Source organism: Sorangium sp. So ce327, from assembly GCF_051530205.1.
Classification (GTDB): Bacteria; Myxococcota_A; Polyangia; order Polyangiales; family Polyangiaceae; genus Sorangium; species Sorangium cellulosum_B.
On sequence record NZ_CP150330.1, the window covers coordinates 9,560,197 to 9,586,003 of the forward strand.

General features: G+C 69.8%; 24 protein-coding genes. 9 read left to right on the top strand and 15 right to left on the bottom strand.

Annotated elements, in window-relative coordinates; translation table 11 throughout:
- Nucleotides 1-60: 60 nt before the first annotated feature.
- The 6 genes from WME95_RS35785 to WME95_RS35810 all read right to left on the bottom strand — a co-directional run bounded on the left by WME95_RS35785 (nt 61) and on the right by WME95_RS35810 (nt 6,572).
- Nucleotides 61-780: a hypothetical protein gene (locus WME95_RS35785; protein WP_437903804.1), complete on the bottom strand. Its 720-nt coding sequence runs from the start codon at nt 778-780 to the stop codon at nt 61-63.
- Nucleotides 781-965: 185 nt separating this feature from the next.
- Entirely contained in the window at nt 966-2,543 is a 1,578-nt protein-coding gene (locus WME95_RS35790) for a leucine-rich repeat domain-containing protein (RefSeq protein ID WP_437903805.1), read from the bottom strand.
- Nucleotides 2,544-2,991: 448 nt separating this feature from the next.
- Complete coding sequence (locus WME95_RS35795; RefSeq protein WP_437903806.1) at nt 2,992-4,581, bottom strand: caspase family protein; 1,590 nt, start codon at nt 4,579-4,581, stop codon at nt 2,992-2,994.
- Entirely contained in the window at nt 4,578-5,351 is a 774-nt protein-coding gene (locus tag WME95_RS35800; protein WP_437903807.1) for a DUF4384 domain-containing protein, read from the bottom strand. Before WME95_RS35800 ends, WME95_RS35795 begins: the two co-directional genes overlap by 4 nt.
- On the bottom strand, nt 5,348-5,857 hold the full coding sequence (locus tag WME95_RS35805; RefSeq protein ID WP_437903808.1) for an RNA polymerase sigma factor: 510 nt from the start codon (nt 5,855-5,857) through the stop codon (nt 5,348-5,350). The genes WME95_RS35800 and WME95_RS35805 overlap by 4 nt, the downstream gene beginning before the upstream one ends.
- A gap of 19 nt (nt 5,858-5,876) precedes the next feature.
- Complete coding sequence (locus tag WME95_RS35810; protein WP_437903809.1) at nt 5,877-6,572, bottom strand: hypothetical protein; 696 nt, start codon at nt 6,570-6,572, stop codon at nt 5,877-5,879.
- Nucleotides 6,573-7,155: 583 nt separating this feature from the next.
- On the opposite strand from WME95_RS35810, the gene WME95_RS35815 reads away from it, so the two are divergent.
- The 3 genes from WME95_RS35815 (at nt 7,156) to WME95_RS35825 (ending at nt 9,581) form a co-directional block, all read left to right on the top strand.
- A complete protein-coding gene (locus WME95_RS35815; RefSeq protein WP_437903810.1) occupies nt 7,156-7,752 on the top strand; it encodes a hypothetical protein in 597 nt (198 codons plus the stop codon).
- Between the two features lie 108 nt (nt 7,753-7,860).
- A complete protein-coding gene (locus WME95_RS35820; protein ID WP_437903811.1) occupies nt 7,861-8,544 on the top strand; it encodes a hypothetical protein in 684 nt (227 codons plus the stop codon).
- A 506-nt stretch (nt 8,545-9,050) separates the two neighbouring features.
- Entirely contained in the window at nt 9,051-9,581 is a 531-nt protein-coding gene (locus WME95_RS35825) for a hypothetical protein (protein WP_437903812.1), read from the top strand.
- A gap of 65 nt (nt 9,582-9,646) precedes the next feature.
- Here the strand turns inward: WME95_RS35825 and WME95_RS35830 are convergent, their stop codons facing one another.
- The 8 genes from WME95_RS35830 to WME95_RS35865 all read right to left on the bottom strand — a co-directional run bounded on the left by WME95_RS35830 (nt 9,647) and on the right by WME95_RS35865 (nt 20,395).
- Nucleotides 9,647-10,714 (bottom strand): hypothetical protein, encoded by a 1,068-nt coding sequence (locus WME95_RS35830; protein ID WP_437903813.1) that lies wholly within the window; start codon nt 10,712-10,714, stop codon nt 9,647-9,649.
- A 202-nt stretch (nt 10,715-10,916) separates the two neighbouring features.
- Nucleotides 10,917-12,347: a M56 family metallopeptidase gene (locus tag WME95_RS35835; RefSeq protein WP_437903814.1), complete on the bottom strand. Its 1,431-nt coding sequence runs from the start codon at nt 12,345-12,347 to the stop codon at nt 10,917-10,919.
- The gene (locus tag WME95_RS35840; protein WP_437544121.1) at nt 12,344-12,718 is read right to left on the bottom strand and encodes a BlaI/MecI/CopY family transcriptional regulator; all 375 of its coding nucleotides are present in this window, start codon (nt 12,716-12,718) and stop codon (nt 12,344-12,346) included. Before WME95_RS35840 ends, WME95_RS35835 begins: the two co-directional genes overlap by 4 nt.
- Nucleotides 12,719-12,823: 105 nt before the next feature.
- Nucleotides 12,824-13,219, bottom strand: coding sequence for a GFA family protein (locus tag WME95_RS35845; protein ID WP_437903815.1), 396 nt, complete (start codon nt 13,217-13,219; stop codon nt 12,824-12,826).
- 96 nt (nt 13,220-13,315) lie between these two features.
- A complete protein-coding gene (locus tag WME95_RS35850; protein WP_437903816.1) occupies nt 13,316-14,224 on the bottom strand; it encodes a pirin family protein in 909 nt (302 codons plus the stop codon).
- A 390-nt stretch (nt 14,225-14,614) separates the two neighbouring features.
- On the bottom strand, nt 14,615-17,089 hold the full coding sequence (locus WME95_RS35855; protein WP_437903817.1) for a tetratricopeptide repeat protein: 2,475 nt from the start codon (nt 17,087-17,089) through the stop codon (nt 14,615-14,617).
- A complete protein-coding gene (locus WME95_RS35860) occupies nt 17,020-18,375 on the bottom strand; it encodes a hypothetical protein (RefSeq protein WP_437903818.1) in 1,356 nt (451 codons plus the stop codon). Before WME95_RS35860 ends, WME95_RS35855 begins: the two co-directional genes overlap by 70 nt.
- 289 nt (nt 18,376-18,664) lie before the next feature.
- The gene (locus tag WME95_RS35865; RefSeq protein WP_437903819.1) at nt 18,665-20,395 is read right to left on the bottom strand and encodes an IS1634 family transposase; all 1,731 of its coding nucleotides are present in this window, start codon (nt 20,393-20,395) and stop codon (nt 18,665-18,667) included.
- 414 nt (nt 20,396-20,809) lie between these two features.
- Here WME95_RS35865 and WME95_RS35870 point away from each other — a divergent pair, with 414 nt between their 5' ends.
- The 4 genes from WME95_RS35870 to WME95_RS35885 all read left to right on the top strand — a co-directional run bounded on the left by WME95_RS35870 (nt 20,810) and on the right by WME95_RS35885 (nt 23,230).
- Nucleotides 20,810-21,160 carry a site-specific integrase gene (locus WME95_RS35870; protein WP_437903820.1) on the top strand — a complete coding sequence of 117 codons (351 nt, stop codon included), beginning with the start codon at nt 20,810-20,812 and terminating at the stop codon, nt 21,158-21,160.
- A 302-nt stretch (nt 21,161-21,462) separates the two neighbouring features.
- Nucleotides 21,463-22,089 (top strand): hypothetical protein, encoded by a 627-nt coding sequence (locus WME95_RS35875; protein ID WP_437903821.1) that lies wholly within the window; start codon nt 21,463-21,465, stop codon nt 22,087-22,089.
- A 43-nt stretch (nt 22,090-22,132) separates the two neighbouring features.
- A complete protein-coding gene (locus WME95_RS35880) occupies nt 22,133-22,660 on the top strand; it encodes a hypothetical protein (protein WP_437903822.1) in 528 nt (175 codons plus the stop codon).
- A 312-nt stretch (nt 22,661-22,972) separates the two neighbouring features.
- Nucleotides 22,973-23,230, top strand: coding sequence for a hypothetical protein (locus WME95_RS35885; RefSeq protein ID WP_437903823.1), 258 nt, complete (start codon nt 22,973-22,975; stop codon nt 23,228-23,230).
- Nucleotides 23,231-23,249: 19 nt separating this feature from the next.
- Here WME95_RS35885 and WME95_RS35890 read toward each other — a convergent pair whose 3' ends face one another.
- Nucleotides 23,250-24,083 carry a helix-turn-helix domain-containing protein gene (locus WME95_RS35890; protein ID WP_437903824.1) on the bottom strand — a complete coding sequence of 278 codons (834 nt, stop codon included), beginning with the start codon at nt 24,081-24,083 and terminating at the stop codon, nt 23,250-23,252.
- A 127-nt stretch (nt 24,084-24,210) separates the two neighbouring features.
- Between WME95_RS35890 and WME95_RS35895 the strand changes: the two genes are divergently transcribed.
- Nucleotides 24,211-24,939, top strand: a complete 729-nt coding sequence (locus WME95_RS35895; RefSeq protein WP_437903825.1) for an SDR family oxidoreductase — start codon at nt 24,211-24,213, stop codon at nt 24,937-24,939.
- A gap of 30 nt (nt 24,940-24,969) precedes the next feature.
- On the top strand, nt 24,970-25,650 hold the full coding sequence (locus WME95_RS35900; RefSeq protein ID WP_437903826.1) for a dienelactone hydrolase family protein: 681 nt from the start codon (nt 24,970-24,972) through the stop codon (nt 25,648-25,650).
- Nucleotides 25,651-25,807 lie beyond the last annotated feature (157 nt).

Consider the following 25,807-nt stretch of genomic DNA (forward strand, 5'->3'; position numbering starts at 1 on the left):
CCGTGGCGCCTGAATCTCCGGCGACGGCTCATTCTCAATCGGCTTTTCTCGCAGGATTTCTCACCCGCGGCGCTGGGCCGACAGCAGCGTGCGCATGGCCGGCGTGATGACGTCCGCGATCGCGCGGCGCCACGTGGAGGCCAGGGCGGCGCCTTCGAGCCGCCCGTGCGCGGCCAGGGCTGGAGCGGCCTGTGCCGGGGGGGCCGGCAGGTGCGCCGCGAGGGCGGCATCGAACGCCGCCGCGACCGCCCGGCGCACCGCATCGCCGCCCGCCTGGAGCGCCCACGCCACGAAGCGCCACGCGAGCTCGGCGTGCCTGGCCTCGTCCTCGGCGATCGTGGCAAGGACGCCCCGGACCGCGGCGTCGCTCGCGTGCGCGAGCTGCTCGCTCGCCAGCACGGCGGCGAGGGTCTCGCCGACGCAGCCTTCACGGACGGCGCGCGCCGCCATCTCGGGGAGATCCGAGCTGACCTCGACGAGGCCGCCGAACTCGAACGGCGCGGGCTCGAGCGCCGCGCCCGCGTACGCGCTCGCCAGCCCGAAGCAGAGCGCCGCATGGCGCACCTCGTCGCCGGCGGCCTCGTGCGCGGCGGCGAGCATCGCGGCGGGGGCGCCGACGGCCATCATCTCCAGGGCGAAGCGCGAGAACGAGGCGACGGATGCGTGCTCGAGCAAGGCGTCGCGGAGCCACGCATCGGCCAGCGCGGCGCGGTCTGCCGGCGTCAGCTGCGCGACGTCCGGGCGCGCCGCTGCGCCCCACGCCGCCAGCTCCCCCTGCACCGCCCTGCCCGCTGACCTCCTCCCGCGGGATGCAGTGGGTGCCTTCGACGGTGTCGTAGTAGACACCACCCGAGCTCGCCGACACGGGGCCACCGTCGATGCCGCCGCCTTGCGGGCACATCCTGACACAGAGATGGGTGCGCGTCGGTGTCGAGCGTCAACAGCGGCGTTGACCTCCCCGCGGCTCAGGGCGAGCAGGTCCCGGTACCGTTGTTCTCCTCGATCGTGCTCTCGGGCAGCCAGTAGAGGCCATCCATGAATGCCTCGACTTCGCAGCTCGGCAAGCTGTCGTTGTGCGCGATCCGCATCCAAGCAGCGATCGTTCGAGCTCCCAGGCCGCGAAGCGTCGCGAGCGACCGGTTCCCCTCGACGAAGAGCCAGGAGAGCTCGGCCAGGTCTTCGAGCCCGGTCAGCGCAGGCAATGCGTCATTGTCCTGGATGGTGAGCTGGCGCACGTGGACCAGGCCACGCAGAGCGTCGATGTCCACGAGCGCATCGTTGTCCTCGAGCGTCACGCTGTCGGTCACGCCGTTGCCCTCGCTGAGCGAACCGAGCCCGTCGAGGGTGGTGAGCGCAGGATTACCGGTGATTCCGATCCCATATATGTTGCGGAGGCCGCGCAGGGGTCGGAGATCCGTGAGCCGAGGATTGTGGCTGATCGACAGCTGATCGAGCTCCGAGAGCTGCTCGACTCCCGTGAGGCTCATGAGTCCGGCGTTATCGCTTACGCCGAGAGCCGCCAGCTGGGTGACGCCGGCGAGATCGGACAGATCCGACAGGGAGTCACAGCCGGAGACGGAGAACATCTGCAGGTGCGTTACACCGCCGAGATCGATGCGCGTGAGCTTGGGGTTGCCCGAGAAGTAAAGCCCCGGCATGAGGTCCTCGCCCGAGGGAACATGCGCGAGCGCGCCGGCGCTCACGAGCTCGGGATTCCAACTGACAGCGAGATACTGGATACCGCGGAGCGATAGCATGCCGTCGAGGCTGACCATCGAGGGATTGCCGCTGACCTCGAGAGAGTTGACGGTCTCGAGCGCCGCGAGCCCGGTCAGGTCCACGAGACGCTCGTTCAACCCGATCTCGATGAACCCCGCTTGGACGAGGCCGTCGAGGCCGCGCAGCGAGCTCAGCTGCCGATTCTCCCACAAAAAGAGGTGCTCGACGCTCGTGAGCCGCTCGATACCTTCCAGGCTGACGAGCCCGTCGCTCTCGGAGATGGCGAGCTCATCGAGCGCCTCGACGGCTCCGAGGCCCTCGAGGCTGGTCAGCGCGTCGCTGTCGAAGACGGTGAGGCTCCCTCGGCGGAGGTTCCCCAGCCCGTCCAGCGTCGCGAGCCGGTCATTGCCCTCGATCCAGAGCTCCCCCTCCTCCATGGTTTCGAGGCCTGCCAAGGACTCGAGCGAATCGTTGTCGATCACGCGCAGCTCCCCTACGTTCACCCCGACGCCGGTGAGGCTCTCGAGGAGCGGGTTTTCACGGATGTCGATGGTTCCCGTGACCTGTCGCAGGCTCGAAAGTCCGCTGAGGCTGAGCAGCGATAGGTTCCGCATCACCTCCAGCCGCATCCCGATGGTGGAAAGGGCGTCGAGACCGTCCAGGGTAGACAGCTGAAATGTGTCGTTGATATCGAGGCGGCCCGTGATGGTCGTCAGGCACGCGAGCGGGGACAGATCGGAGACTTCCCCGCCGATGGTGAGCCTGCCATTGAGCACGGAAACACCGCGCAGCTTCTCGAGATCCTCCTGGCGATTGGCATTCACGACGCCGCCGAGTGAACGGCCCGGCTCGCACCCCTGCGCAGCGCCCCCCGCTCCCCCGTCCCCACCCGCGCCTGCGCCCCCGTCCCCGCCTGCGCCCCCGTCCCCGCCTGCGCCTGCGTCCGGCTCGCTTGGCCCACCTCCGGAGGATTGACCGCCTGAACTGGCGCTCGCGACGACCGCCGGGTCGCCCGAGCCGGATGACGCGGCGCCGGCACCGCCAGCCCCTGCCGTCGATCCGACCTCGCCTCGGCCCGCCGGCGGTTCTTCGACGTCACGCACAATCCGGCCATCACAAGCCGGCGCGAGCGCCATCAGCGCAAGCACGCCCATCCGCCACGGCTTCCCCATCCCACGACGTTGAGCTCACTCCGATCCTGCGTCAAGACCCCGGGGCAACGCCGAAAGTGCGCAATCGCGACGCGGCAATTTTGCAGGAGCGCAGCCCGCGTCAAAGGCTCATGCCTATGCCCACGCGGAGCCGCATGGCCACCGCGGGGCCGACCTCCCCCTCGTCGCTGCCCGCGCGTTGCTGCTTGAAGACGTACGTCTGCGCCGCCGCCTCGACGCCGAGGTAGAAGCCCTCCGGCAGATCGATGTTCACCCCTGCATCGACGCCGAACGCCCCTGCCAGGCCATGGCGGTCGGGCGCGCGCCCGGCGGTCTCGAACCGCTGCGTCAGGACGGCGAGGCCGACGTCCAGCCCGACGCCGAGGCTGATCACGGGCAGATCCCAGGAGCGGGACAGGCGCACGTCCAGGCCGAGCTCATCATCGCTCGCCGTGACGTACTCGTTCTGGAACGCGCTGCGACACGCGCTGAGCCGGGACGCGACGCCGAGGTGCTGGAGCTCGATCCCGTACCCGACGAAGCCGCCGTGACAGAGCGAATCCCCCGGGACAAGGGGCGTCCTGAGCTGATAACCCGCCACCGGCCCGTGCGCGACCTCGCGGACGCCGCCGCCCTTGCGCACGAGCCGGGCGAACATGACGCGGCTCAAACGCTCGTCGCCGATATCCATCGTCTGCCCGGCCCCGGCGTCGACGCTCCCCTCCAGGAGAAAGTCGGGGCCTCGCCCCCGCACGAAGTAACGGCCGGGGCGCAGGCTGACGGTCCGCGTCGCGTCGCTCGCCCCCACCTCGGCCACCACCGCGCCCTCGCTGGAGTCTCGCATCACGAGGTAGGCCCTGCCGGCCGGAAACCGGAGCACGCCCCGGAGCGACGCATGGACCGGCAGCTCGGTCAGGACGAGCTTGCCCTGGCCGCGGAGGTCGTAACGGAAGGTGGGGTGTTGCGCCCCGGCCCACGTGCGGCTCGTCGCGCGCAGGGTGCTCTCGTAGGCATGGCGGTACGCCTCCTCGAGGGAGACAGCGCCGTCTCGATCCGCGTCGGCCGTCCCGAGCAGCCCCGAGACGAGCGCGTGGGTGAAGAACGACCCTTTGAGCTCATCGGACTCCTGAGCGTCCTCGTTTCCGGAGCTCGACGTGAGCGTCACCATCCCTTGCCCGGCGAGCCGCTGATCGAGCTTGATGACGAAGGGGGGCGCGCTCGTGCCGCCCTTGACGCGCGTCAGCGCCCCGGAGCGGCACGAGTCGACGATCAAGAGCCGCGCCGAGGCCGCCGAGCCGCGGACGAGCTGCTCGAACTCCGTCAGCGAGAGCGGCGTCGGCCCGAGGTGAAGCGCGTTCGCGTCGGCGTGGCCGGAGTAATAGACGAGGTAGAGGACATCGGTGTCCGGGCTCGAGATGGCCGCGCGGACACGGTCGTTCATCGTGATGAGCGTGCGCCGGACCGTGTCCGCGCCCTCGCTCCGCAGGAGCACGAGGTTCGCCGGGGGAAAGCCGCCGAGGTCCTTGAGCACGTCGTACATCTTCGACGCGTCGTCCTCCGCGTACCGGAGCTCGACCTCGCCCTTCTCTCCGGCGTTGTTGCCGATGAGCACCGCGAAGCGCTCGATGCGCGCCTCGGCCGGGGCCGCCGCGGCGGCTGCGGCCAGGCCGCACGCGGCGGCGGCGAGCGCCGCTCTGCGACGGCGGATCACGGCGACGCCGCGACCTTCTCCGCCGTGAGCGCGTCGACGTCGCAGCCCGGCGGGGCGGGCGGCGCGCCGGGGTGCGCCGCGAGCGCGGCCCGGAGCGGCTCGACCGCGATCGCCTCCGAGCAGAACAGCCCGAAGATCCGCTCGGTGCCGAGCGTGTCGTCGAGCACCGTGCTCTGGGGGAGGAGGACCTCCCGGCCCGGCTCGATCCGCGCCGCGACAGGACCGCTCGGGTAATAGACGCTCGCCTGGGAAGCCCCGTCGACGCTCAGGATCACGAGATATCGCGCCTCGGCGCTGGAGTACGTGAACTGGATCGCGTCGCCTGGATGGAGCCTCTCGCCTGCCCCGCCGGGCAGGACGCTCCCGCCGCGCTTGACGTAGAAGCCGATGTGCTCCGCGCCCTTGATGCGCTCTCCAGGGATCTCCGCGTCTCGTCCCGCTGGCCCGGCCTGGAAGCGGAAGAAGAAGAGCGCCGCCGCCGCCGCCGCGAGCGCGCTCGCCGCCGCGGGCGCCAGCCATCGGCGCGGCGGGCGGACCTTCTCCACGGCGCGGCGCTCCGAGATGGAGGCGCCGCGGGCGAGCCGCAGGGGCGGCGCCGACGCCGCGAACGAGGCGCGCGCCGCCTCCATCTCGGAGCGCCGCGCCGAGCACCGCGAACAGCCAGCCACGTGCGCGCTCGCCTCCTGCGCCGCGGCCGCGTCGAGCTGGCCCGCCATGAGCTCGTCGAGCTTCAGCTCCGAGAGGCACCCTTCGGGTCGCGCTGGCGTCATGGACTCGAACTCCCTTCTCTCATCCGCTCGGAGAGCGTGGCCTTCAGCCGCTCCAGCAGGTTGCCGACGTGCCGACGGGAACAGCCCATCACGCGCGCGATCTCCTCGTGGGTCATCTCATCGGAGTAATAGTGGACGGCGACCTGCGCGAGGTCGCCCGGGAGCTGCGCGAGGAGCTCCCGCGTGAGGAGGGCGTGCTCGGCGGACGCCGCCGCGCTCTCTTGCTGCAGGGGTGCAACATGGGTGTCGAGGAGCCGCAGCCGGTTCTTGTGATCGCGGATGCGGTTCAGGCACGCGTGCGTGGTGGCGCCATAGAGCCAGCCCACCATCGGGCCCTTGCCCTCGAGCTGCCCGGGCTCGCCGAGCAGGGACGCGAAGACATCCTGGAGGATCTCCCGCGCCTCCTGCTCGTTCCCGAGGAGCCGCCTCGCCCGGCGCAGCACGATGTGCCCATGCTGCCGGTAGGCCGCCTCGATCAGCGACACCAGCGCCTCGCGATCCTCCACGTCCGAGCGTGTACCACGATCAGTGCCAGTCGGGGTACGTCAAATCCTCGGAGGGCGCGATCCGGACGGTGAGCGACGTGCTCGACCCGCCGGCGGAGGGACGGATCTTGATCTTCACGTCAAAGCCGGCGCAGGCGTTGTGCTCCGCCTCCGTCGTCGCCGCGGCGTCGCAGGCGTCGAAGGCCGCTTGCAGCTCTGCGTCCACGGCACCTTCGCGGCTGAACACATCCATGACATGGAATCCGGGAGAGAGCGGTCCTCCGAAGAGATTCGACCAGAAGCTGCCTTCCGCCATCTGGCTCTCGACGTACACGATCACATGGTCCTCGTCGACGCCGAGCGATGTGCCCTCCCCGGCCGAGGCCTCGTCGAGCGCCGCTTCGACGGTGGCGATGCCGACCCGGGTGTCCACGACACCGAACTCGCTGAAATCGTTGAGCGCGCTCTCCGGCGGGGGCGCATGGATCGACAGCGTGAAGCTCGCGGGAAAGCCTCCGGTCACCGGCGTCTCGACGGGGAAGCTTTCGACATCGCCCTGGGTGTTCCAGACCAGCACGGCGTCGACCGGCCCGGTCGGCGCGACGCCTTGCTCATTGACGATCGTGCCCTCGACCGTCAGGAGGGACTCGCCAGGGTACTCGGAGCCGACCTGGGCGTCGCCGCACGCGGCGAGCAGGAGCGGGAGCGCAAAAGAGACAATCGAACGATGCTTCATGACATCTCTCCTTGAAAAAAAGACAACGAGTTAGGGCGAACGAGCAAACCAGCCATCCGCGAGAGGAGGACGCCGCGCGCAGCGCGCGCCATCACTGCCGTGCTGCGGCCGCGCCGCCGACGGAGCTCTCCTGGATGCACGGCGGGGCGCCTGCCGTTCGGTGCAGCGCGGCGCCCCGGAGGGACCCGCCTTTGCCGGCCCCTTCGACCTAAAAGACCGCAGGGGTCCCGATTTGGGCACAGGTCGATGTCGATTGTTCATCTTACATTTATACTGTAATCTTGCCCCTCCACCATCCGACCGAACCAGCTCGGGCCGACGACGCTCGAGTTGCGCGAAGCTGGCTCAAGCCGCTCGCCGCGCGCCGCACGCACCTCCTCCTGCACCCCCGTGAACGCCGGCGCCCAGCGCGCTCGCGGCGCGTGGCGCATCGGTTGCTATTCCACGTCGCCAGCAGGCGCACGAACGCAGACGGCGAGGCCGCGTGGAGGTCCCCGACCCACGCACGCCTGGCCGGAATGCTCCGGCCGATGCCCGCCCGACGGCGCCCTGCCGACACCACAGACAAAGGAGCCTTGCTGTCATGAACAAGATCGCCCTGCTGTTCGGAGGCTGTGTTGCGCTCGCGTCGATCGCGGCGGCCTCTCCCGCCCAGGCTGGCTGGACAGGCTACGTCTCGGAAGAAGACGCCCCCGCTTACTGTCCCGGCCCCGAGGCCGCCACCGGCTTCGCGTGCTGGGGGGATTACTGCGACGAGGTCGCGCTGCATTGCAACGGATTGCCCTCCTGGAGCTCTCTGGACATCTCCACCAGGTACTGGACGAGCTACTTCTCCGAGGAGGGGGACAGCGATCTCGGCGAAATTGTGTGCTCGGACGGCCCGAGCGGCGGCAGCTGCGAGGCGTTCGAGCTCGGCGACAACGTGCGCTACTGCTTCGGCGGCCGCGGGAACAAGGGCATCGTGACGGGCATCGATTGCGCGGACAGCTACTGCGACGAGATCTCGCTCGAGTGCACAAAACCTGCGGTTGGGCGCCTCACGAGCTGCTCCTGGTCGGGCTGGCTGTCGGAGGAGGAGTGGTACGTACACTTCGGCACGAACCGGTTCATCACGGCGGTGGAGTGCAGCGGCGACTACTGCGACAACAAGCGCTTCTACGTCTGCTCGCTCGTCCAGTAGCTGCCCGGGCGCTCCGGCGCTCGCCATGGGGTCGGCCCAGCGGCTCGTGCGTCACCGGGCGTCGAGTTGTGATACTGCTCGTCTCCCCGGGGGGAGAAGGAAAGCACCATGTCGGAGTCGAAGCTCGCCGCGCCGCAGATGGTCATCGACAGCCGTATGCTCTATTCGAGCTGGGTCCCAGCGGATCCGGCCGCCGCCGCGGCGCTCTTGCCGGACGGGATCAGGCCGGCGGAGAACAAGGCCATTTACATGAACCAGTACGTGGTCGACAAACCGGAGCAGACCTCCGGCTTCGGCGCCTATTCGCTCACCTACCTGGGGCTGGATCTCGCGGATCACACGACGCCCGACGGCGCGAGCCCGGCCCGGTTCTTCACGCACTACGTCAACTCCTCCGAGACGGTGCGCCGGTACGTGCGCGAGCGCGGCGTGCCGGCGTCGCCCGGGGTGACGACGCTCGAGCTGCACGGCAGAGAGCTCGTGGCGACCACCTCGGTCGACGGCGTGCCCATCATCCGGACCAGGGCGCTCGTAGGCAACAAGATCGGCGTGGTCGCGCGCGGCCACCTCGCCTACGTGACGAAGGTCGACGGGCGGCTCGTCGCCGGCAACTACCCCTATATCGCCGACATGGCCGACCCGTACGAGCTCCTCGCCGTCGAGTTCCTCGCGAAGGATCACCCGGTGTACGCGCTGCGGCCCGGGAGCCCGGTCCAGGTGGTGACGAGCGCCTCGTGGTACTCGCCCCGCAGCTCCTTCGTGTATCCGGGCGGAGAGCGGGACCTCTTCTGACGGCCCCGCCCCCGGCCGCCCTTCGCTCCGGCGCGGCGCGGCGCTCGCCGCGGCCGGCGCGGCAGCGGCGTGCCGGGGGTTCACCGGGACGCCAAGGCCGCCAGGAGAGCCAGGATTTTCTCTCCCTTTCGTCCTTGCGCCGGATGGCTCCTATTCACGTCGTCCGATCCGCTTCGTCCGAGCGCCAGAGCGCCGTCCCCTGTGAGCGCGCCGCCGCCATGGCAGGGCGAGCGGCCCTGTACCCATCCTGCCCGCGCCGGCGAGCGCGCGCGCACACACACAGAAGGACAGTCGGCCAGGGTGGATTGGATGGGATCTCGCCAGAGCGCGCGGTCGTGAAGGAGGGAAGCCTGGAAGACCCATGAGCGCTTGGTTTTCAATCGTCGCGCCGCGGGCGGCGACGGAGCCCCGCGCGGCCCCGTCGTGCACAACGCGGGTGCGGGTACGTCGGTTGCTCCGAGCCCGTCCGCGGCCGGAGCCGGCCGCTCGTACAAGGGAGAGAACGAATGAATCGACTGATTCGACTCGGAGCACTCTCGGCCTTCCTGTCGCTCGTCCTCTGGGGCGGCAAGGATGTGGCGGCCGCTCCGATCCCCGCCGCGCTGAGCAGCAAGCAGCTCAAGGACCTGACGACCGCGGACGAAGACACGACGTGTCAATCGCTCATGCCGAACCTCGTGCTCACCAGGCAGGATAGCTGCGAGTTCGTCGGGCTCCTGTGGTCCACGGTCGGGCAGGTGTGCACCGCCGTGAGGGACAAGTGCCTGGCCGAGGGCCAGCAGCCGCCGGCGCGAGCGGACGAGACGGCCACGCCGAGCTGTCTGCCGCCGGCCGAGTCGCGCGTCGGCTGCACCGCGACGGTGGCCGAGTACGAGGCGTGCATGCTGGCGAACGCCGAGAAGGTCCGGGCGCTCAGCTGCGATTCCGCGACGACCGCGCTCGAGGCCCCCGTCGCGGCGTGTGACCTCATCGCGCAGAAATGCCCCGATCTCGGCAACACCGGCGAAGGCCAGGGCCAGGGCGAAGACCAGCCCTGACGCCACCGCAAGGCGCGCCCCGCAGGCCCCCGTCTGCCTCCGGCCGGCCGCGAGGCGCGCCGCGGCTACAGCGCCGCGCTCCCGATCTGCTGGATCGTCGCCTCCACCCGCAGCCGCTCTCGCTGCTCCGGTGACGACTGGATGAGCTCGTTCAGCTTGCTGTGGATGACATAGAGCTTTCCGTCCCGGAGCACGCCGGTCGTCGGATAGACGTCGCCGAGCCGCTCTACCGCGCGCAACCTCGCGGTGCTCCAGCCGTCCTCGCTCGACAGCGAGAACGCGGCGTTCGACGCGACGCCGGCGGCCTGGTTCGCGACGACCACGAGATCTTTTCTCCCCACCAGGGTCAGCCCGTCTCCGCCCACGAACCGCTCGGCGACATCGACCCTGGAGAACCGCGAGGGGTTCGCGAGGGGCACCTTGAACAAGGTGCCATCGCTCTTCTTGACGACCAGCAAATAGCCGTCGGGATGGACGACCACCCCGTTGAGGTTGATCCCCTCGCCGGTGAATTGCTCGTCCTGCAGGAAGACGGCCGCGTTCCCCTGCGGATCGACCTTGTAGATGGTCGGCGAGAAGCTGTCGGTCACGTAGGCGTTGCCTGCCGAGTCCAGGGCGATGCCGTTCACGAGGTGAGCGCCTGGGGACAGCGGCGCGAGATCCACGTAGTGGATGGCCTTGCCCGTGGAGAGGTCGTAGACGCCCACGGCGGCCAGGTTCTTCGGCCCCGCGGCAGATGGCTTGACGCTCGCGCCGAGATCGGAGCTCACCGCCCAGAGCCTCCCCCGCTCGGCGTCCACGGCGATGCCGAGCACCGAGCAGAGGCGTGGGTCATCGACGACACGGGAGACGCCGCCATCGCCGTCCACCGCGTAGATCGCGCCCTCCCTGAACGAGCTCACAAGGAATTTGCCTCGGCTGCCGTCGTATTCGATCGTCTCCGGATACAGCGCTGGCCTGTGAACGGTGATGGGCTGTCCCGTTCGCTCCAGGGTGACGACCTCCGCGCGCGCGCAGCCGGCGGCCGTCAGCCCGATCGTCGCAACCGCGCACAGAGCCCCGGCGGTCAACCCCGCACGCGCCGAGCGCGCAGCCGTGCGCCGCGCGCTCGGCGTCCTGTTCATGATCGACATGTCAGCTCCTGTTCTGCTGAGGCATCGCCTCAGTTTCTTCGGAAATTCACAGGGAGACGGGGAGACGGGGAGACGAGAGGGAAATATTCAAATACTCCCTGTCTCCCCGCCTCCCTGTTCAATTTCCCCGCTGAAAGCGGCGGCAAAATGAGGGGGATAGCTCGGCCTGTTCTGGACAGGTCCGTGCGATGTGCGGAGCGCGCTATCGAGGCGCGCTGCCGGACGCCCGCGGGCGCCTCTCCCACGTCGTCGATTCGTCGACGAATCGCTCTTCGATCCAGGCCTTCGCGGCGCGCGCGTGCCTCAGCTCCTGGCGCAGCTCGAGCACCCGCACGGCAGCCTGGGTGTCCTCGCGCTGCGCGTCGGGGAGGAGCAGCGCTTCCTCGAGCCGCGCCTCGATCTCCTGCTCGCGGCGCGCGAGCTCGGCCATCTGCTCGCTCGCGGCGGCTGCGTCGGGCGGCGATGCCGTCACGTCGAGGGCAGCGCCGCGATCCAGCGGGAGCGCGCTGCCCGCGCCTGCCACGAGCAGCGGCGGCCGCGCGCGCGCCACCTGGACGCTCAGGCCAGCAGCCGCGATGCCGGCCGCGGCGAGGCTGGCGATGGCCCGCCGCCGGCCCCGAGGGCTCGGCGTGGCTCGCGCCCGGCTCCCCGCATCCAAAAGGCGCCTGACGCGCGGAAGGAGCGCGCCCGCCGAGCGCGCCATGGCCGGGACCAGCGCGCGCCGCGGGGCGAGCGACGCGCCCGACGCGACCTGGACCAGCGCGCGCGCCAGACCGAGGGGATCCCCCGTGAGCTCGACGGCGCGATCGTCGCAGGCGAGCTCCGCTGTCTGGCGAAAGCGGGACGACGCCCAGTGGATGAGAGGATGCACCCACAGGACCGACTGCACGAGGCCAGCGGCCGGAAACCACAGCCCGTCGCGGCGCTCGATGTGCGCCAGCTCGTGCGCGAACACGGCGTCGACCTCTGCGTCGGTGAGGGCAGCGAGCCTCGCCAGCGGGACGCAGATCTCGGAGGCTCCGATGACGAGCGGACTGCCGATGCCGGCGCTCTCCGTCAGCATGATCGGGCGCAGCCCGATCCGGGCGCGCAGCCGCTCAAGCCGCTGGAGCAGCCGCGCGTCCCGCACCTCCCTGCGCCCGCGGAGGCCACGCCATAACAGCAGCGCCGACGAGGCGAACCGCAGCAGCCCCAGCGCGGCCGCCCCGGCTGTGCACGCGGCGAGCAGGGTCCACCCCGGGCTTCCCCCCGCACGCCACGCCGGTGATCCGGCGCCGGCGCTCTCCCTGGTCGAGCCGCCGGCCGCCGGCTCGGCATCGAGGACCGCCGGCGCGGGGGCGTCCTCGAGCGACAGGACAGCGATCTCTCCAGGAGATGCCGTGTCCCCGGGCGCGCGCTCGAAGCCCCATGACATCACCGCCGCGAGCAGCAGTGTCGCGAGCGGACCGAACAGCGCCATCTTCCAGAGCAGGTGCCGCGTGGAGGACGAGAGGGATCTCCGGCGAGCCAGGAGCACCGCCACCCCGGTCCACACCGCGGCATGGACCGAACAGGTGAGCAGCAGCGCCAGCCAGAGAGCCGCCATGCCGGGCCACGTGCCCGGCCCCGCGAGCAGGTGGAGCGCCAGGATCACGCGCCTTTCTCCTTGATCAGCCGCTGCATCTCCTCGAGCTCTTCAGGGCTGAGCTGCTCCGACTCCAGGAGCTGCGCGGTGAGGGCCGAGGCCCTGCCGCCGAAGAACGAGCGCAGCACGCGGTGGAGCACGCCCCTGGCCGCCTCCTTCTGGTCGACCGACGCGCGGTACACGAACTGCCTGCCAGACCTCTTGCGCTCCACCCACCCCTGCTGGCTGAGCCGCTGCAGCAAAGTCGCCACCGTCGTGGGAGCGAGCTCCCGCCCGTCCTCCGCCATCGCCGAGACGACGTCCCCGACGGAGCCTTCCCCGACGGTCCAGAGGGCCTTCATCACCGCGAGCTGCAGATCGGTCAGCGCTTCGGTTCCCACGACGACAAGTGTCGTTCATGGGCGGCCGTCCGTCAACTACAAATGTAGTCGCGTGAGCTCCGGGGCGGCGGCCGGCGGGATCCCTGGCCCGGGCCGGGCCGCGGGCTACGTCGGCAGCTCCTCGAACTGGGGGAAGGCGTCGGTGATCTGATGCCAGGGCGCCTTCGAGCCGACGTAGATGTGGTGATCGGGCCCCTTCGCCGGCGCGCCGTCGAGCGTGCCGAGCTGCACGTGCGCGAACCGCCGCTCGCGGACGACGTCGTACACGGGCGAGAAGCACTGTTTACAGACGCAGCGGTACCCGTCGTCGGACTCGCCGACCCGGAGCAGGTGCTCCCGCCCCGCGGCGACGCGGAGCCTGTCGATCTCGATCCCGCCGATGGCGGCGCAGGCGGCGCCGGTGCGCCTCCGGCACCTCGAGCAATGGCAGTAGAAGGCGTAGCCGAACGCGTCGTCGACCTCGAAGCGCACGGCACCGCAGTAACAAGCTCCGTTCAACATGGCCCGTCCATCTCCCTTGAACGCGGCGCCTGAGAGCGCCGCTCCGGCTCCCTCGAACGCGGCGCCTGGGAGCGCCGCTCCGGCCCTCGCGTCCCCTCACCCGTCGGGGAACGGGATGAACTCGATGTCGTCGCCCGGCACCTTGGGAAAGAGCCCTGCCTTCCAGTCCAGCTTCGCGCGCTCGATGCGCTCCGGCGAGCTCGAGACGAAGTTCCACAGGATGTGGCGGTCGCCTTCGAGCGCGGCGCCGCCGAGGAGCATCACGCGGCTCTGCGACAGCGCGCGGAGCTCCGGCTGCGCTCCGGCGCGGAACACGAGCATCGTCCCCTCGCCGAAGCGCTGGCCCTCGCAGCCGACCGACCCGTCGATCACGTAGGCCGCGCGCGCCGCGTGCTCCTCGGGCAGCGGGAGCGTCGCGCCCGGGTCGAGCTCCGCGTGGACGTAGAGCGTCGGCGACAGGACGCCGACCGGCGAGCGCGCGCCGTAAGCCTCCCCCGCGATCACGCGCAGCACGGCGCCGTCCCGGGTGACGACAGGGATCGTCGCCGCCGGGTGGTGCTCGAAGCGGGGCGCGTCCTCCTCGTGCGCCATCGGCAGCGCGAGCCAGCACTGGACGCCGTGGAGGTGCGTCTCGTGCTCCAGGTCGCCGCGCTCGGAGTGGACGATGCCGCGCCCGGCGACCATCCAGTTGACGTCGCCCGGCCGGATCGGCTGCGTGGAGCCGAGGCTGTCGCGGTGGAGGATCTCCCCCTCGAACAGGTACGTCAGCGTCGCGAGCCCGATGTGCGGGTGCGGGCGCACCGAGATGCCCTGTCCCACGGCGAAGCGCGCAGGGCCCATGTGGTCGAAGAAGACGAACGGACCGACGAGCCGCCGGCGGACCGACGGCAGCACGCGCCGCACGGAGAAGCCGCCCAGATCGCGGGCGCGCGCGTCGATGACGAGCTCGATCGCGTTCGCGGGCGAGTCCACGCAGGCGGGTTCATGGTCGGCGTAACGGCTCATCGGGGGCTCCTTCGCGGCGCTGGGCGGAGGTGCGCGGGGCGTCGCCTCCGTCCAGGGATCGCTACCCTAGCCCATCGGGAGCTCCGGATGTGTAGCGGCTCGTCGCCCAGGTTTTTCTGTGGCTGCGTGCGAGGTGGTGCCAAGCCGCCCGGGGGCCTGCCGTGAGCGCGGAACCAGGGAAGTCCTTGGGCCTCGTCGCTGGTGCGGAGGAGCGGACGATGAAAGAGGCCATCATTTCGACAGCTTCGTGGGGCACGGGCGGTTGAAGTGTCTCGCGTATGATTCTGTCGTGCCATCCCGGTCAACACGAATGCCGCCCCGGCGCGCCAGACGTCGAACGGCAAGCCCTCCAGCGTGTGCTGGTCCTCGTCGAGGCTCGGCCGCTCTGCGTCAGCTCGGCCGCTCGAAGAGGGCGTGGAGCTTGAATGTGGCGTCCACCGTGGTCGGGTGATCCGCGCCGAGCTCCCTGCTCAGCTCGGCGATGGCTCTGCGCGCCGTGTCGGCGGCGTCCCGGCGCTTCATCGATGCCTGGACCTCCGCCAGTCGCACGAGCAGCGCGCCGACGCCCGATCGATCTCCGGCGCTCTCGGCGATGCGTAGCGCCCGCTTCAGGATCGGCTCGGCCTCGGGAAAGCGCCTCTGGTCCAGGAGGGCTTCCGCGAGATCCGAGAGGAGCTCGCCCAGCGCGGGGTGATCGCGCCCGATGGACCGCTCCTCGATGGCGAGCGCCTCGCGAAGCAGCTCCTCCGCCTCCCTGGACCGCCCGTCGTGGTGCAGCCAGATGCGCGCCAGTCCCTGGGTCGACTCGACGTACGCAGAGCTCTGCGTGCGTCCAGCCTGCGCTTCGATGGTCCGTGCCTCCTGGAACAACGGCTCGGCCTCGACATACCGACCTTGTCCGATGCGGATCCGCCCCAGCTCGGCCAGGATCGTCGTGTAAAAAGGCAGGCCCTTCCCTCCTCCCGCCCCCTCCAGCGCACGGCGCAGAACGCTCTCCGCCTGTACCGCCTTGCCTTGCATGGCCAGCGCCTGTCCGTAGCCCGACGCAAGTCGCAGCGGGATCTCCGCGCCACGCTCCCCGAACCCGACGACGGCGCGACGAAAGAACGACTCCGCCTCGGCGTATCGTTCCTGCCCGAGGAGCGCCTGGCCGAACTCGGAGCGCAGCGACCGCTGAAGGCGATCCCGAGTCATCTGCGCGCCCTCCTTGCGCCCGAGAGCGCACTCCAGCGCGGCACGAAGGAGCCCCTCCGCCTCCGCGAAGCGCCCATGCTCCACCTGGATGTGCGCCAGGCGGAGCAGCAGCCACGGCGACACCTCGCGTTCCCTGCCGGCCACGGTGTTCCGGAGTTCGATGGCCTGCTCGAGGAGGCGCTCGGCTTCAGCGTATTTCCCGTCCGACAACAGGATGTCGTTGAGCATGGCCAGGGCCTGGACGCTGGACGGGTGCGCCGCGCCGTGCGCCTCGCGCAGCAGGCGGAGCGCTCTCCGCATCGGCTTCGCCGCGTCGGCGTAGGCACCATCGTAGTACAGCGCGACGCCGAGCTGCTTCAGCGCATCCCCGTATCGAAGCGGATCCGGGGCCTGCTGGCGCTCGTAGAGCGCCACCGATCTCCGCAGGACATCGATCGCCGCCGCGAGCTGGCGACGCGCTCCCAGCGCCTTACCGAGGGCACAGAGGGCTTCGGCGTCCTCTGGCCGCCTCTCCAGCCATCGCCTCGCCCACCGCTCGGCGACCTCTCCGTCGTTGACCAGGAGCGCTCGCTCCACCAATGCACGAAAGACCTCGGGATTGACCGAAGCCTCACGGAACCGGGAATGGAGCGATTTCCAATCCTGGCCGCTCGCAGGCCGGCTCTCCCTCTCCACGAGGGTCACGCCCGCGCGCAGCGCGGGCGACCGGCTGTCCGCCGCGATCCCACGCGCCGCGGCGAGGCAGGCGAGGGCAGCACCTCCGTCCTCCGCCTGCGCCGCGGTCTCCTCGAGGACGCCCTCGTCGACGCCCCCGCGCAGCATCGCCGCCGCCAGATCGAGGGCCTCGGGCTCCAGATCGAGCAGCGCGGCGAGCCGCCCCGCGCGCGCCGCGCCGGCCGCCTCCAGCTTCGCGAGCGCCGCGTCAGGGGACCGTGGCCTCGCGTGGGCCGGCCAGAACCCCGGGCGCGATCTCGACGGGCCGAGGAGCGCCACGCGCCCGCGCCGCCCCGCCTCGGCGAGCGCCCATTCCACGCGCCGCAACCGGAAGGGGTTGTCGGCGTCCGTGATCCCCACCCACGCGCGTCCGGCAGGACGGACCGCATCGACGAGCTGCTCATAAGGAAGCGCCGCGGAGATCCTCGATACGGGCCTTCCTGGCAGGGCCGCCTCGAACGCCTCCGCGAAGCCCTCGCCCCACCACGCCACCCCGCGCGCCCGCGCCCGCGCCGCGCCGCGGATCGTCCTCACGGCAGGCATCCAGGGACCTCCGGGGCACACGATCCGGTGGGAGATCCAGTGGAAGAAATCGACCGCGCCGTGCGCGAGCGCCGCCGACGTCCGCGCATCACAGAAGAGCACGAGCCGGATCTCGCGGTGGGAGACGACAGGCCGCTCCATGTTCAGCCACCTCGCCTGGGCCGCGTCCGGCCAGAGGACAACGACCGCTCCCTTCTTCGCCGTGGCCAGCCGCCGGGCGTCCCGGTGCACCTCCAGGCCGGGGTTGCGCGGAAGGAGCGCGCGCACCAGCTCGCCCAGCCGGCCCGGGTGGGCCTGGTCGATGAGCACGATGACCCCCCGGTCGGCCAGCCGCAGGATCGCGGTCAGCCGGTCGAGCCAGCCCGGTTCGTCCGGACGAGGTGCATCGTCAGCAGCGGGTGCGGATAATACCATTCGGAGTCGTTGGGATACGGCAGCAGCTGACCATAACTCAGGAGATCACGGGCGCGCGGATCGGCCGGCAGGCGCCGCAGCGGGTCGTCGGCGATCGTCTCGAGGACCTCAATGTGGCCTGCGTCGAGCCCCATCTCCAGGAGCAGGCGCGCCTCGTTGAGCACCTTGTCCACGAGAGGCCGTGTGGCCCGCTCCGCGTCCGACGTCCAGCCCACCTCGGCGAGCATGCGTATCGACTTCACGAAGTCGCGCGCGCGACCGCCCGAGTAGTACGCGAGGCGCTCGAGCAGATCGCCCGTGATCAGGTCCGGGGCGTCGAGATCGGCCGTCCGCCGCTGGTAGAGCTCGCAGAAGAAGGGCACCCCTGGGCCGTGCTCCGACGGCCGGTCCTTGCGCATCACGGGCTCGTTGACGAGGACGTGGATCCTGCTGAAGCGCGGGATCGCGCTCGCGGCGGGGTGGGAGCGGAGCGCGAACGGACCGCAGACGACGACGCGACACGCGAGCTGCGCGATGAGCTCCGACCGGAGGAAGAGGGCGTTGGCGCGCTCGAAGTCCCGGATCCGGTCCAGCCCGTCGATGACGAACAGGACCCGGCGGAACTTGTTCTGGACGTGTCCGATGATCGTGTTCACCGCCACGAGGAGCGTCTGCATGTGGTCGTCCTGGTCGGGCGGAGGGCGCTTTCCCCGGCCGATGGGCAGCTTCCACCGCATGGCGCCGGCGAGCGCGTCGAGCACCTTGAGCCCGGCGTCCGCCGCGGCGCCGCCGCCGAGCGGCGCCGCGACCTGCGAGCCCAGCACGATCATCGCCTTGGCCAGCCCCGGAATGTCGACCTCCGCTTCGCCCGGCGTCCTGGTGATCTCGGCGAGCTTGCGCCAGGCCCGCGCCAGGTCGTCCAGGTGCTGCTGTGGAATGGGATACGGCAGGAGGTCGGTGATGGCGCGCACCAGGGCGACGCCGGCGAGGAAGACGACCTCCCAGGACTCCACCCGTTCGAGCGCCTGCTCATCGCCCATGACCTGGGAGAAGTGCCGGTGCAGGTCGAGCACGACGACGAAGTCGTCGGCCATCCGGCCCTCCGCAATGCGCAGGAGCTCCGTCGATTTGCCGGTGCCGACCGTGCCGGTGAGGAGCACGCGCGCCTCGGCGAACGGCATGCCGAGGAGCGTCGCGATGTCGCCGGCCGGACTCCGCTCGCGGTCGGCGCGCGACGCGCGATCCTGCGCCGGCAGCAGCGGATCGAAGCGCTGGTAGAGCTGTTGCCACACGGGTCGGCGCGACATCGAGGCCAGCTTACCACACCACGGGCTCGCCCCTCCCCCTGTCCAGGCGCCGCCCTGCCCGCGCGCCGCCCGGCGCAGAGCCTGCGTGAGCTCCGTCGCCCGGCCGCCGCGGCGCCCCCGTGAGGCACGGACGGCCCCGGCCCCACCCTGTCGGCGATGGCCCCGGCCAGGTCTCGCATGGGCACGCCCGAGTCGACGACGGCGCGCAGGCCGACCTGGCCGGCACCGACCCGTCGGCGGCTGCTCGACCGCGACCTAGCCCTACCTTCGCAAGGCGCATCCCCGACGCTTAGGAAGGCGCTTGTTTTCCAGGCGCTGCACTATCTCGTCGTCTAGATGAAGAAAGACCTGGAAGCCAGCGGTCGAGCTCGAAGATGCGCGCCGCGCGGCGCTGTTCTGCATTCAGTTCGGGCGCGAGCGGGATCGTGGGGCGCCGTCCCTGGGCGCCCGTTGCGGTCCGGACCAGCGTGGCGCGGATGTCGCCGAGGCTGTCCATCATGGCGCGGGCGGAGGTGTCGGTACCGAGGGCGATGCGCGCGAGGCTGACGAGCATCAGCCCGAGCACCGTCGCGAAGGTGTGGAGCCGCAGCGAGCCGTCAGCCCACTGATGCGAAGGACCCCAGGGCACGACGCCTCCCTTCTTCGAGCGACGGAAGAGCTCTTCAACGTTCCACTGGCCGCGAAAGGCATGGACGATGCGTTCGGTGCTCCAGGTGTGGTGGTCGGTGTAGAGCACACGCTTGCCCAGGCGTGTTGCCTCGAGCTCTCGCCGGCGAGTCGCGTCAACCCGCCAACTCAGCGTCGGGGCCTGCTCTTCGCCACCGAGCTCGACCACGACGAAGCTGGCCAAGTGCTCGCGCGCGAGCGCCTTACGTACGCGCTGCTCGAGCGATGCGCGTCGAATACGGCCGGCCTGCACCAGCGTCTCAAGCCGGCCCAGTTCCTCCTTGGCCTTGGTCAGCCGCACTTCGATACCGCGCTTCTGTCCCTCGAGCAGCGTGAGGCTCTCGATGACGACGAGCGTGCGGTCAAGATCGCCGACTCGGGTCCGCACGCGGGCAGCGCGTACGTCCTCGTACTGTCCGGTCAGGTGCCGCATCGCGCCTTTTTGCGCAGCTTGCTCCAATGCCCATTCGGCCGCGCTGTGTCCCAGGGGCAACGAGATGAGGCTGTAGTAGCCGGTGACTTCCAGATGAAGCTCCAGCTGCGGGCTCCAGAAGCCTCCGTCGCGTACGAGTGTCCGCTGACCGGGGCTGGTTCGTCGCTCCCCGGCGTCGAGCGCGCTGTGCAGCTCGCTCAGCCCTTGCAGGCACTCCTCGAGCAGCGCTTGATCCGAGCTGTTGCCGCTGAAGGCGCGGTACAAGAGCGGCACGTGCCCGGTCTCACTCACGAGCAGGCCGAGTCCTACCACCCGCAGGTCGCTCCGTTTGCTCTTGGCGTGGCCGCGACGCGCCAGCTCGCCGGGGGTCGTTGTCGCGATGTGCGTGTCGAAGTTGGTCGAGTCGAACGCCAGCACATCGGCTGACAGAGCAAACCGACCGATCGCCGCCCGGGCGATCGCCACTTGGGCGGCCTCCAGCTCCTGGTCGGTGACCTGCTGCGCGATGCGGTGAAACGCCTGCCCCGTAAACGCTGACCCGGGCAGGCACGAAACCCGCGGCAACGCACCGTCGAGGAAGTCCCCCAGGTCACGCTTCGGGCCCGGCGCGCATGCGCGCTGGAGCGCGACGGCGACGGCCATCTCGCCCACGGACGGTCCGTTCTTGGAACCGTACTCACCGCACGCCTGATTGATCAGCCCCACCAGATCGAGCTGCTCGGCCACCCAAACGAGCGCGCCAACATCTCCCACCGCTCTCGTCCCGACCGTCCGAGTTCGCCCGAGGTCGACCGTCGGCGGCGGGTCCGCCGGCCCGAGCACAACCTGCCTCGCGACCGAGCGGCCCGCTGCCGCGTCCCACACCGACTGCGCCGCGATCCGGTAGCGGCGACCGTCCACCTCACGCTCGAAGATGTGCATCTTCGTTCATGTAGCGACAGCAGGCCGCCACATCCATGGGGCGTGCACGATTCTCAGTGCGCGCTGCGCGTTTACACTGCCGACCCCTGTCGGCTCCGCGAAAGTAGGGCTAGCGCGATGCGGACGAGGTGCAGGAGCTCGGCGTGAGGCTCAAGAAGATGCTGCGGGCCCTGCTCCTTTAAGCATTGCGGATACCGAGCCGCGATTTCCTGCTGCGGCTCGGCTCCTTGTCTTCGCTGCGGTTGTGACGGCACTCATTGCTGCCGCAGCGTGGATTTTGCCGGTGTTCATTGCGAAAAAAAAAAAAAAAACGCCCGGCGCAGCGCAGGTCTGGCCGCCCGCCACCGCATTCCCTGCCCATCCTGCCGTTCGCGACACCCCTGCCCGGGCGCCGCGTCCACCAGGAGGGCAGCGATGGGACAGCTCCGCGATCGAATGGCCGAAGACCTGAAGCTGCGGCGATACAAGCCGTCGACATGCGACAATTACCTCCGCTGCGCACGGGCCTTCGTAGCCTACCACCGCAAGCCGCCGCAGCAGATGGGTCTCGACGAGGTGCGCGCGTTTTTGCTCTACCTCGCCGAGCAGCGAAAGATCGCGGAGGCGACGCAGCACCAGTACGTGGCGGCGATCAAGTTCCTCTACGCCACCACGCTCGGGCGTCCGGAGGTCGCCGTCGCGATCCCCTGGCCGAAGGTGCCCCAGAAGCTGCCGCCGGTCCTCAGCGGCACCGAGGTCGAGGCGCTGCTCAACAACACGCGATGAGCGCGCCCCGAGGCTTGCGGTGGTAGTTGCCCGCCTGCAGCGGGCCCCCGCACGCCGGGCACCGGCTCGCCGCCACCCGCCGCGCGATCGGTCCAGGGCCTCCAACGTTGCGAAGAACTCGCCCTTGAGCGTGACTTGGTCGAACATGGGCTCCTTCGTTTCTGGCAACTCGGAGGCGAGCCCCCTCGGAGGACTTCGACCAAGTTTTCTGGGGGGCCTCGTTGGTCGTCCCTCAAAGAACGCGCTCAGGATGGCGCCCGGGGACATCCATTTTGCTGGCGCTGCTCAAGGAGTACACGTTCATGTCTATGTTGAAAGCGAGCCTGTTGGCCTTCGCCGCTGCAATCCTCGGTGCCGCCTTGATGCTCGGCCTCGGCAGAGCCAGAGCTGCGTCTGCCGAGCAAAAAACCGCGGCGCAGGGGCCGAGACGCGGCTCGTCGGGATCCCGAGAACACACGTCACCTCCGCGGGGCGGAGACCTCCACAAGACAGCGGCCGCGTCCCCCTCTTCGCCGGCGTCGGCCCCGGGGCCTGAGCGCACTTCGCCGAGGTCGCTGGCGCGAACGGCTTCGGCGCTGGACGACGAGGAGGCGACCGCGCTCGCGGAGGCACGATTCGAGGCCAAGCTCCGCGCGTTCGAAGGGGCTCCCGAGGATCATGATTGGGCGCCACGTGCGACGGTCGCGCTGAAATCGGAGCTGGGCACGCTGTCCGAAAAAGTAGGTTTTGAGGTCGAGTCGCTCGCTTGCAAGTCGAAGATGTGCGTTGCGAACGTCCGCTGGGACAGCGCGGCAAACGCCATGCGAAACAACCAGCGCATCGCCGAGGCGTGGTACTCGGTCAACTGTGCCGTCGAAGTCATGGGTGGGCTGGGAGGTGGTGAGGACAAGGGTTCTTCCATGTCGGTCATCTTCTCCAAGTGCCTGTAGTCATCGCTCTGATTCATTCAAGTCAAAAGAAAGGTCAGCGTCAATGCGTGTGAATCATTTTGCCGCAAGCAGCGTCGCCCTCGTGGCCGTCGCCGCCATCTCGAACAGCGCCGCAGCCATCCAGGCTGATCGATACTCGGGATTCGAGTGCAACGGTTATGACTGGGGGCCAGAGCCAGCTATCCAGCAACTTTACCACTGCCCAGTCTTGAATTGGTTTCCTGGCGGGCTTGCCGACGTCGACAAGGTGTACGTTCAGATGTCGCTGCCTCATCCGCCGTCGCAGTACAGCTGCGGCGGCGAGCCGTTTGCGAAGGTCTGTGTCATATACGCCAGCCACACCGGCGCCACGTACGGCTCGGTGTGCACCATTGGCGCCAGCTTGTGGACCAGGACTGTCGCCGGCGCGAATGCTATTGAGCTTATGGGCGGCTGGCTCGATTCGTGGCACACCACTTACCCTTCAGGTGCCGGCTATTTGCTCGTTAATGGGGGTGGAAAGAACTCGGATGGCTGTTCCAACGAACCGGCCGTGCTGCGCGGCTACAGGGTCGAATCCGACTCCGATTGACCGCGCCGACCTCGTCCGGTCGAGCGCGCCGCCATCGACGCTGGATCATCTCGACCGATGGAGCCATCGAGCTCCATGGCGCGCTCCCCGTGCTCCGCGAGCTCGTGAATAGTTGGAACCCCCGAACTTAGGCTGACCACGGTCTGAAGGAGCGACACGACATGCTGCCAGTTCTTCCAGATACATATCGGATCCCCATGTGAGCGTCCGAATAGATAGTAGCTGGAGCATGTTGTTTCCACCTGAGTGCTTGGGCATCGCGCGCGAAAGACAGAGTATCTCCTTAGGCACCAAGCCGTTCACCTGACAAGCTTGCAGCTAAGCCGGCGACATTCAAGTATCTACCTCGCCCTCCACGGCGCGTACGTCGACATCGGCGATCTCCGCGGCGCCCGCGACGCCATGGCCCGCGGGATCGCCCCCTTGCTCCGCCGCCTCAAGAGCCTCGAGGGCACCCCTTATTCGCGGAGCTTCCTGCTCGGGCTGCCTCACAACGCCGCCTTGCTCGCCGCCGCCGAAGGCTACGGCTGCATCCCGCCGGAGATCGACAGGCTGATCCGGCAGGCGTAGGCGAGGCGAGGAGAAAGAGTCAGCGGGCGGCTCGGGCGTAGGCCCCAGGCGTCACCCCGGCGATGCGCTTGAAATGCCGGTGGAGCTGGCTCTGGTCGTAGAGCCCCACGCGCGCAGCGACCTCCGCCTGAGGGACTCCCCGGGCGAGCAGCGCCCCTGCGAGGCCGACGCGCCGGTAGGTCACGTACGCGTGCGGGGGAAGCCCGACCTCCTCGCGGAAGGCACGACAGAGGCGGAACTTGTCGAGTCGCGCGTGGGCGGCGAGCTCGTCGAGCGCGATCGATTCGGTGAACCGCGCATCGAGGAGCTCGCGCGCGCGCGTCACCGCGCGAGCCCATGCGCTGCGCGGACGGGGCCGATCTCGGCGCATGGTGGTGAGATCGCACAGGGCGGCGAGCGCCTCGGACGACACACCCGCGAGCTCGAGAGGCGTCGCGTCGCCGCGAAGCAGCGAGCGATGCAACGCCGCCAGCGGTGCAGCGCGCGGGTCGTGCGCGCAGAGCGCGTTCTCCGTCGGGGGCGACGCGGGAGAGTCCAGCGTCGCGCGCGCCTCGTCGACCATGCGCGCGTCGAAGATCACGACTTGAAACCGCCGCTGGCCCTGGCGGGCGTGCTCTGCGAAGACCTCTCCGGGGACCTTCACGTCGATCGTGCCCGGGCCGCTCGACCAGCGCGCGCCTCGAAGCGACCACTCGGAGCGGCCACTGAAGTGGAGCGCGGTGGCGTAGCGGTCCGTCACGCAGGTGAACAGGGGCCCGTCGCTCCGGAACTGCCCGACGGTGAGGCCGGGGAGCGCAGCCGGGCGTGAGAATGTGATCCGGCTCCGCCCGCGCTGCGCCGCCGAGAGGTCCATGCCGAGGACGATACAGCGCGGCCCTTCTCGGCGCTACGGCGTTCTCGGGCTGCTCCCTGCTCCCCAAGCACGCGCGTCAGCCAAGATCGCCCAATCTCCTCTGGGCGCTCGGTCGTAGATGGAGGGCATGAACGTCCAGCGAACAGCGCTCGTCACGGGCGCGAACAAGGGGATCGGCCTCGAGACCGCCCGCCAGCTCGGCCGCGCGAGCATGACGGTGCTCGTCGGAGCACGCGACGAGGAGCGCGGCGCGCGAGCCGCTGCGGCGCTGCGCCGAGAAGGCATCGACGCGCGCTTCATCGCGCTCGACGTGACGGACACCGCGAGCGTCGCCGAAGCGGCTCGCGCGATCGAGCGCGACCTCGGGCGGCTGGATGTCCTCGTGAACAACGCGGGTATCCTCCTCGGCCGCTCCACGCCGAGCGCGACGCGGCTCGACGAGGTGCGCCACGTGTTCGAGGTCAACGTCTTCGCTGCCATCGCCGTGACGAATGCGATGCTCCCGCTGCTCCGACGAGCGTCGCCCGCGGCGCGCATCGTCATGGTGTCGAGCGGGCTCGGCGGGCTCACGAACCACGGCGACCCAGCGTGGGAGTACGCGTCGTTCAACGCCATCGCTTACCCCGCCTCCAAGGCGGCGCTCAACATGGTGACCGTGCAGTATGCGAAGGAGCTCGCCCCGACGGGCATCAAGGTCAACGCCGCGGACCCCGGATACACCGCGACCGACCTGAATGGCCACCGCGGCACGCAGACCGTCGAGGAAGGCGCCCGCGCGTCCGTGAGGCTCGCGCTCCTCGACGACGCCGGCCCGACCGGCGGGTTCTTCGACGCGCGCGGCCCCGTGCCCTGGTGAAGAAGAGTGAGTGACGAAAGGAGCAGGACAATGACGACGATGGTGACGTTTTCGTTGGGGAACGCGGGGCAGATGAAGGGCGCCCTCTCCGAGCCGCCTGGCTCGGGCAAGGTCGGAGGGCTCGTCGTGGTCCACGAGTGGCACGGCCTCAACGAGGTGATGCGAGCGCACTGCCAGCAGTTCGCGCAGGCGGGCTTCCTCGCGCTCGCCCCCGACCTCTATCACGGCAAGCTCGCCGAGAACGACGAGGAGGCGGCGAAGCTGATCGGCGCCTTCGACTTCCAGAAGGCCGTAGGTGAGCTCGGCCACGCGGTCAGCTACCTGCGCTCGCATCCGCGGTGCAACGGGAGGGTCGCGGTCGCGGGCTTCTGCTTGGGTGGCGCGCTCACCCTCGCTGCGGCACGTCACGTGCGGCCGGCGCTGGAGGCGGCGGTCCCGTTCTACGGTCTTCCGCGGATCGCACCGGAGGAGTTCGCCGAGGTGAAGACGCCCATCTGCGGGCACTACGCCAAGGTGGACGACTGGGCGAACCCTTCCGTTGCCGAAGCGATCCAGAAGGCGGCGCGCTCCGGTGGAGGCGCGATGGATCTCTACGTCTACGACGCCGGCCACGCGTTCATGCGCTCGACCGATTCGTCCAGGTTCGAGCCGAAGAGCGCCGCGCTCGCGTGGCAGCGCACGGTCGAGTTCCTCCACACGCACATTGGCTGACGCGTCAGGCGGTGCCGGGCCGCCCTACACGGAGCCTCGCGCGCCCACCTCGGCCGCCGCCGCGCGGCGATCGACCCGCGGGCAGGCCGCTTCACGGCGGCGTGGCGATACCCTAGCCTGGCCGTGGATCTCCGCCGCGCCACGGGCGCCACAAGGA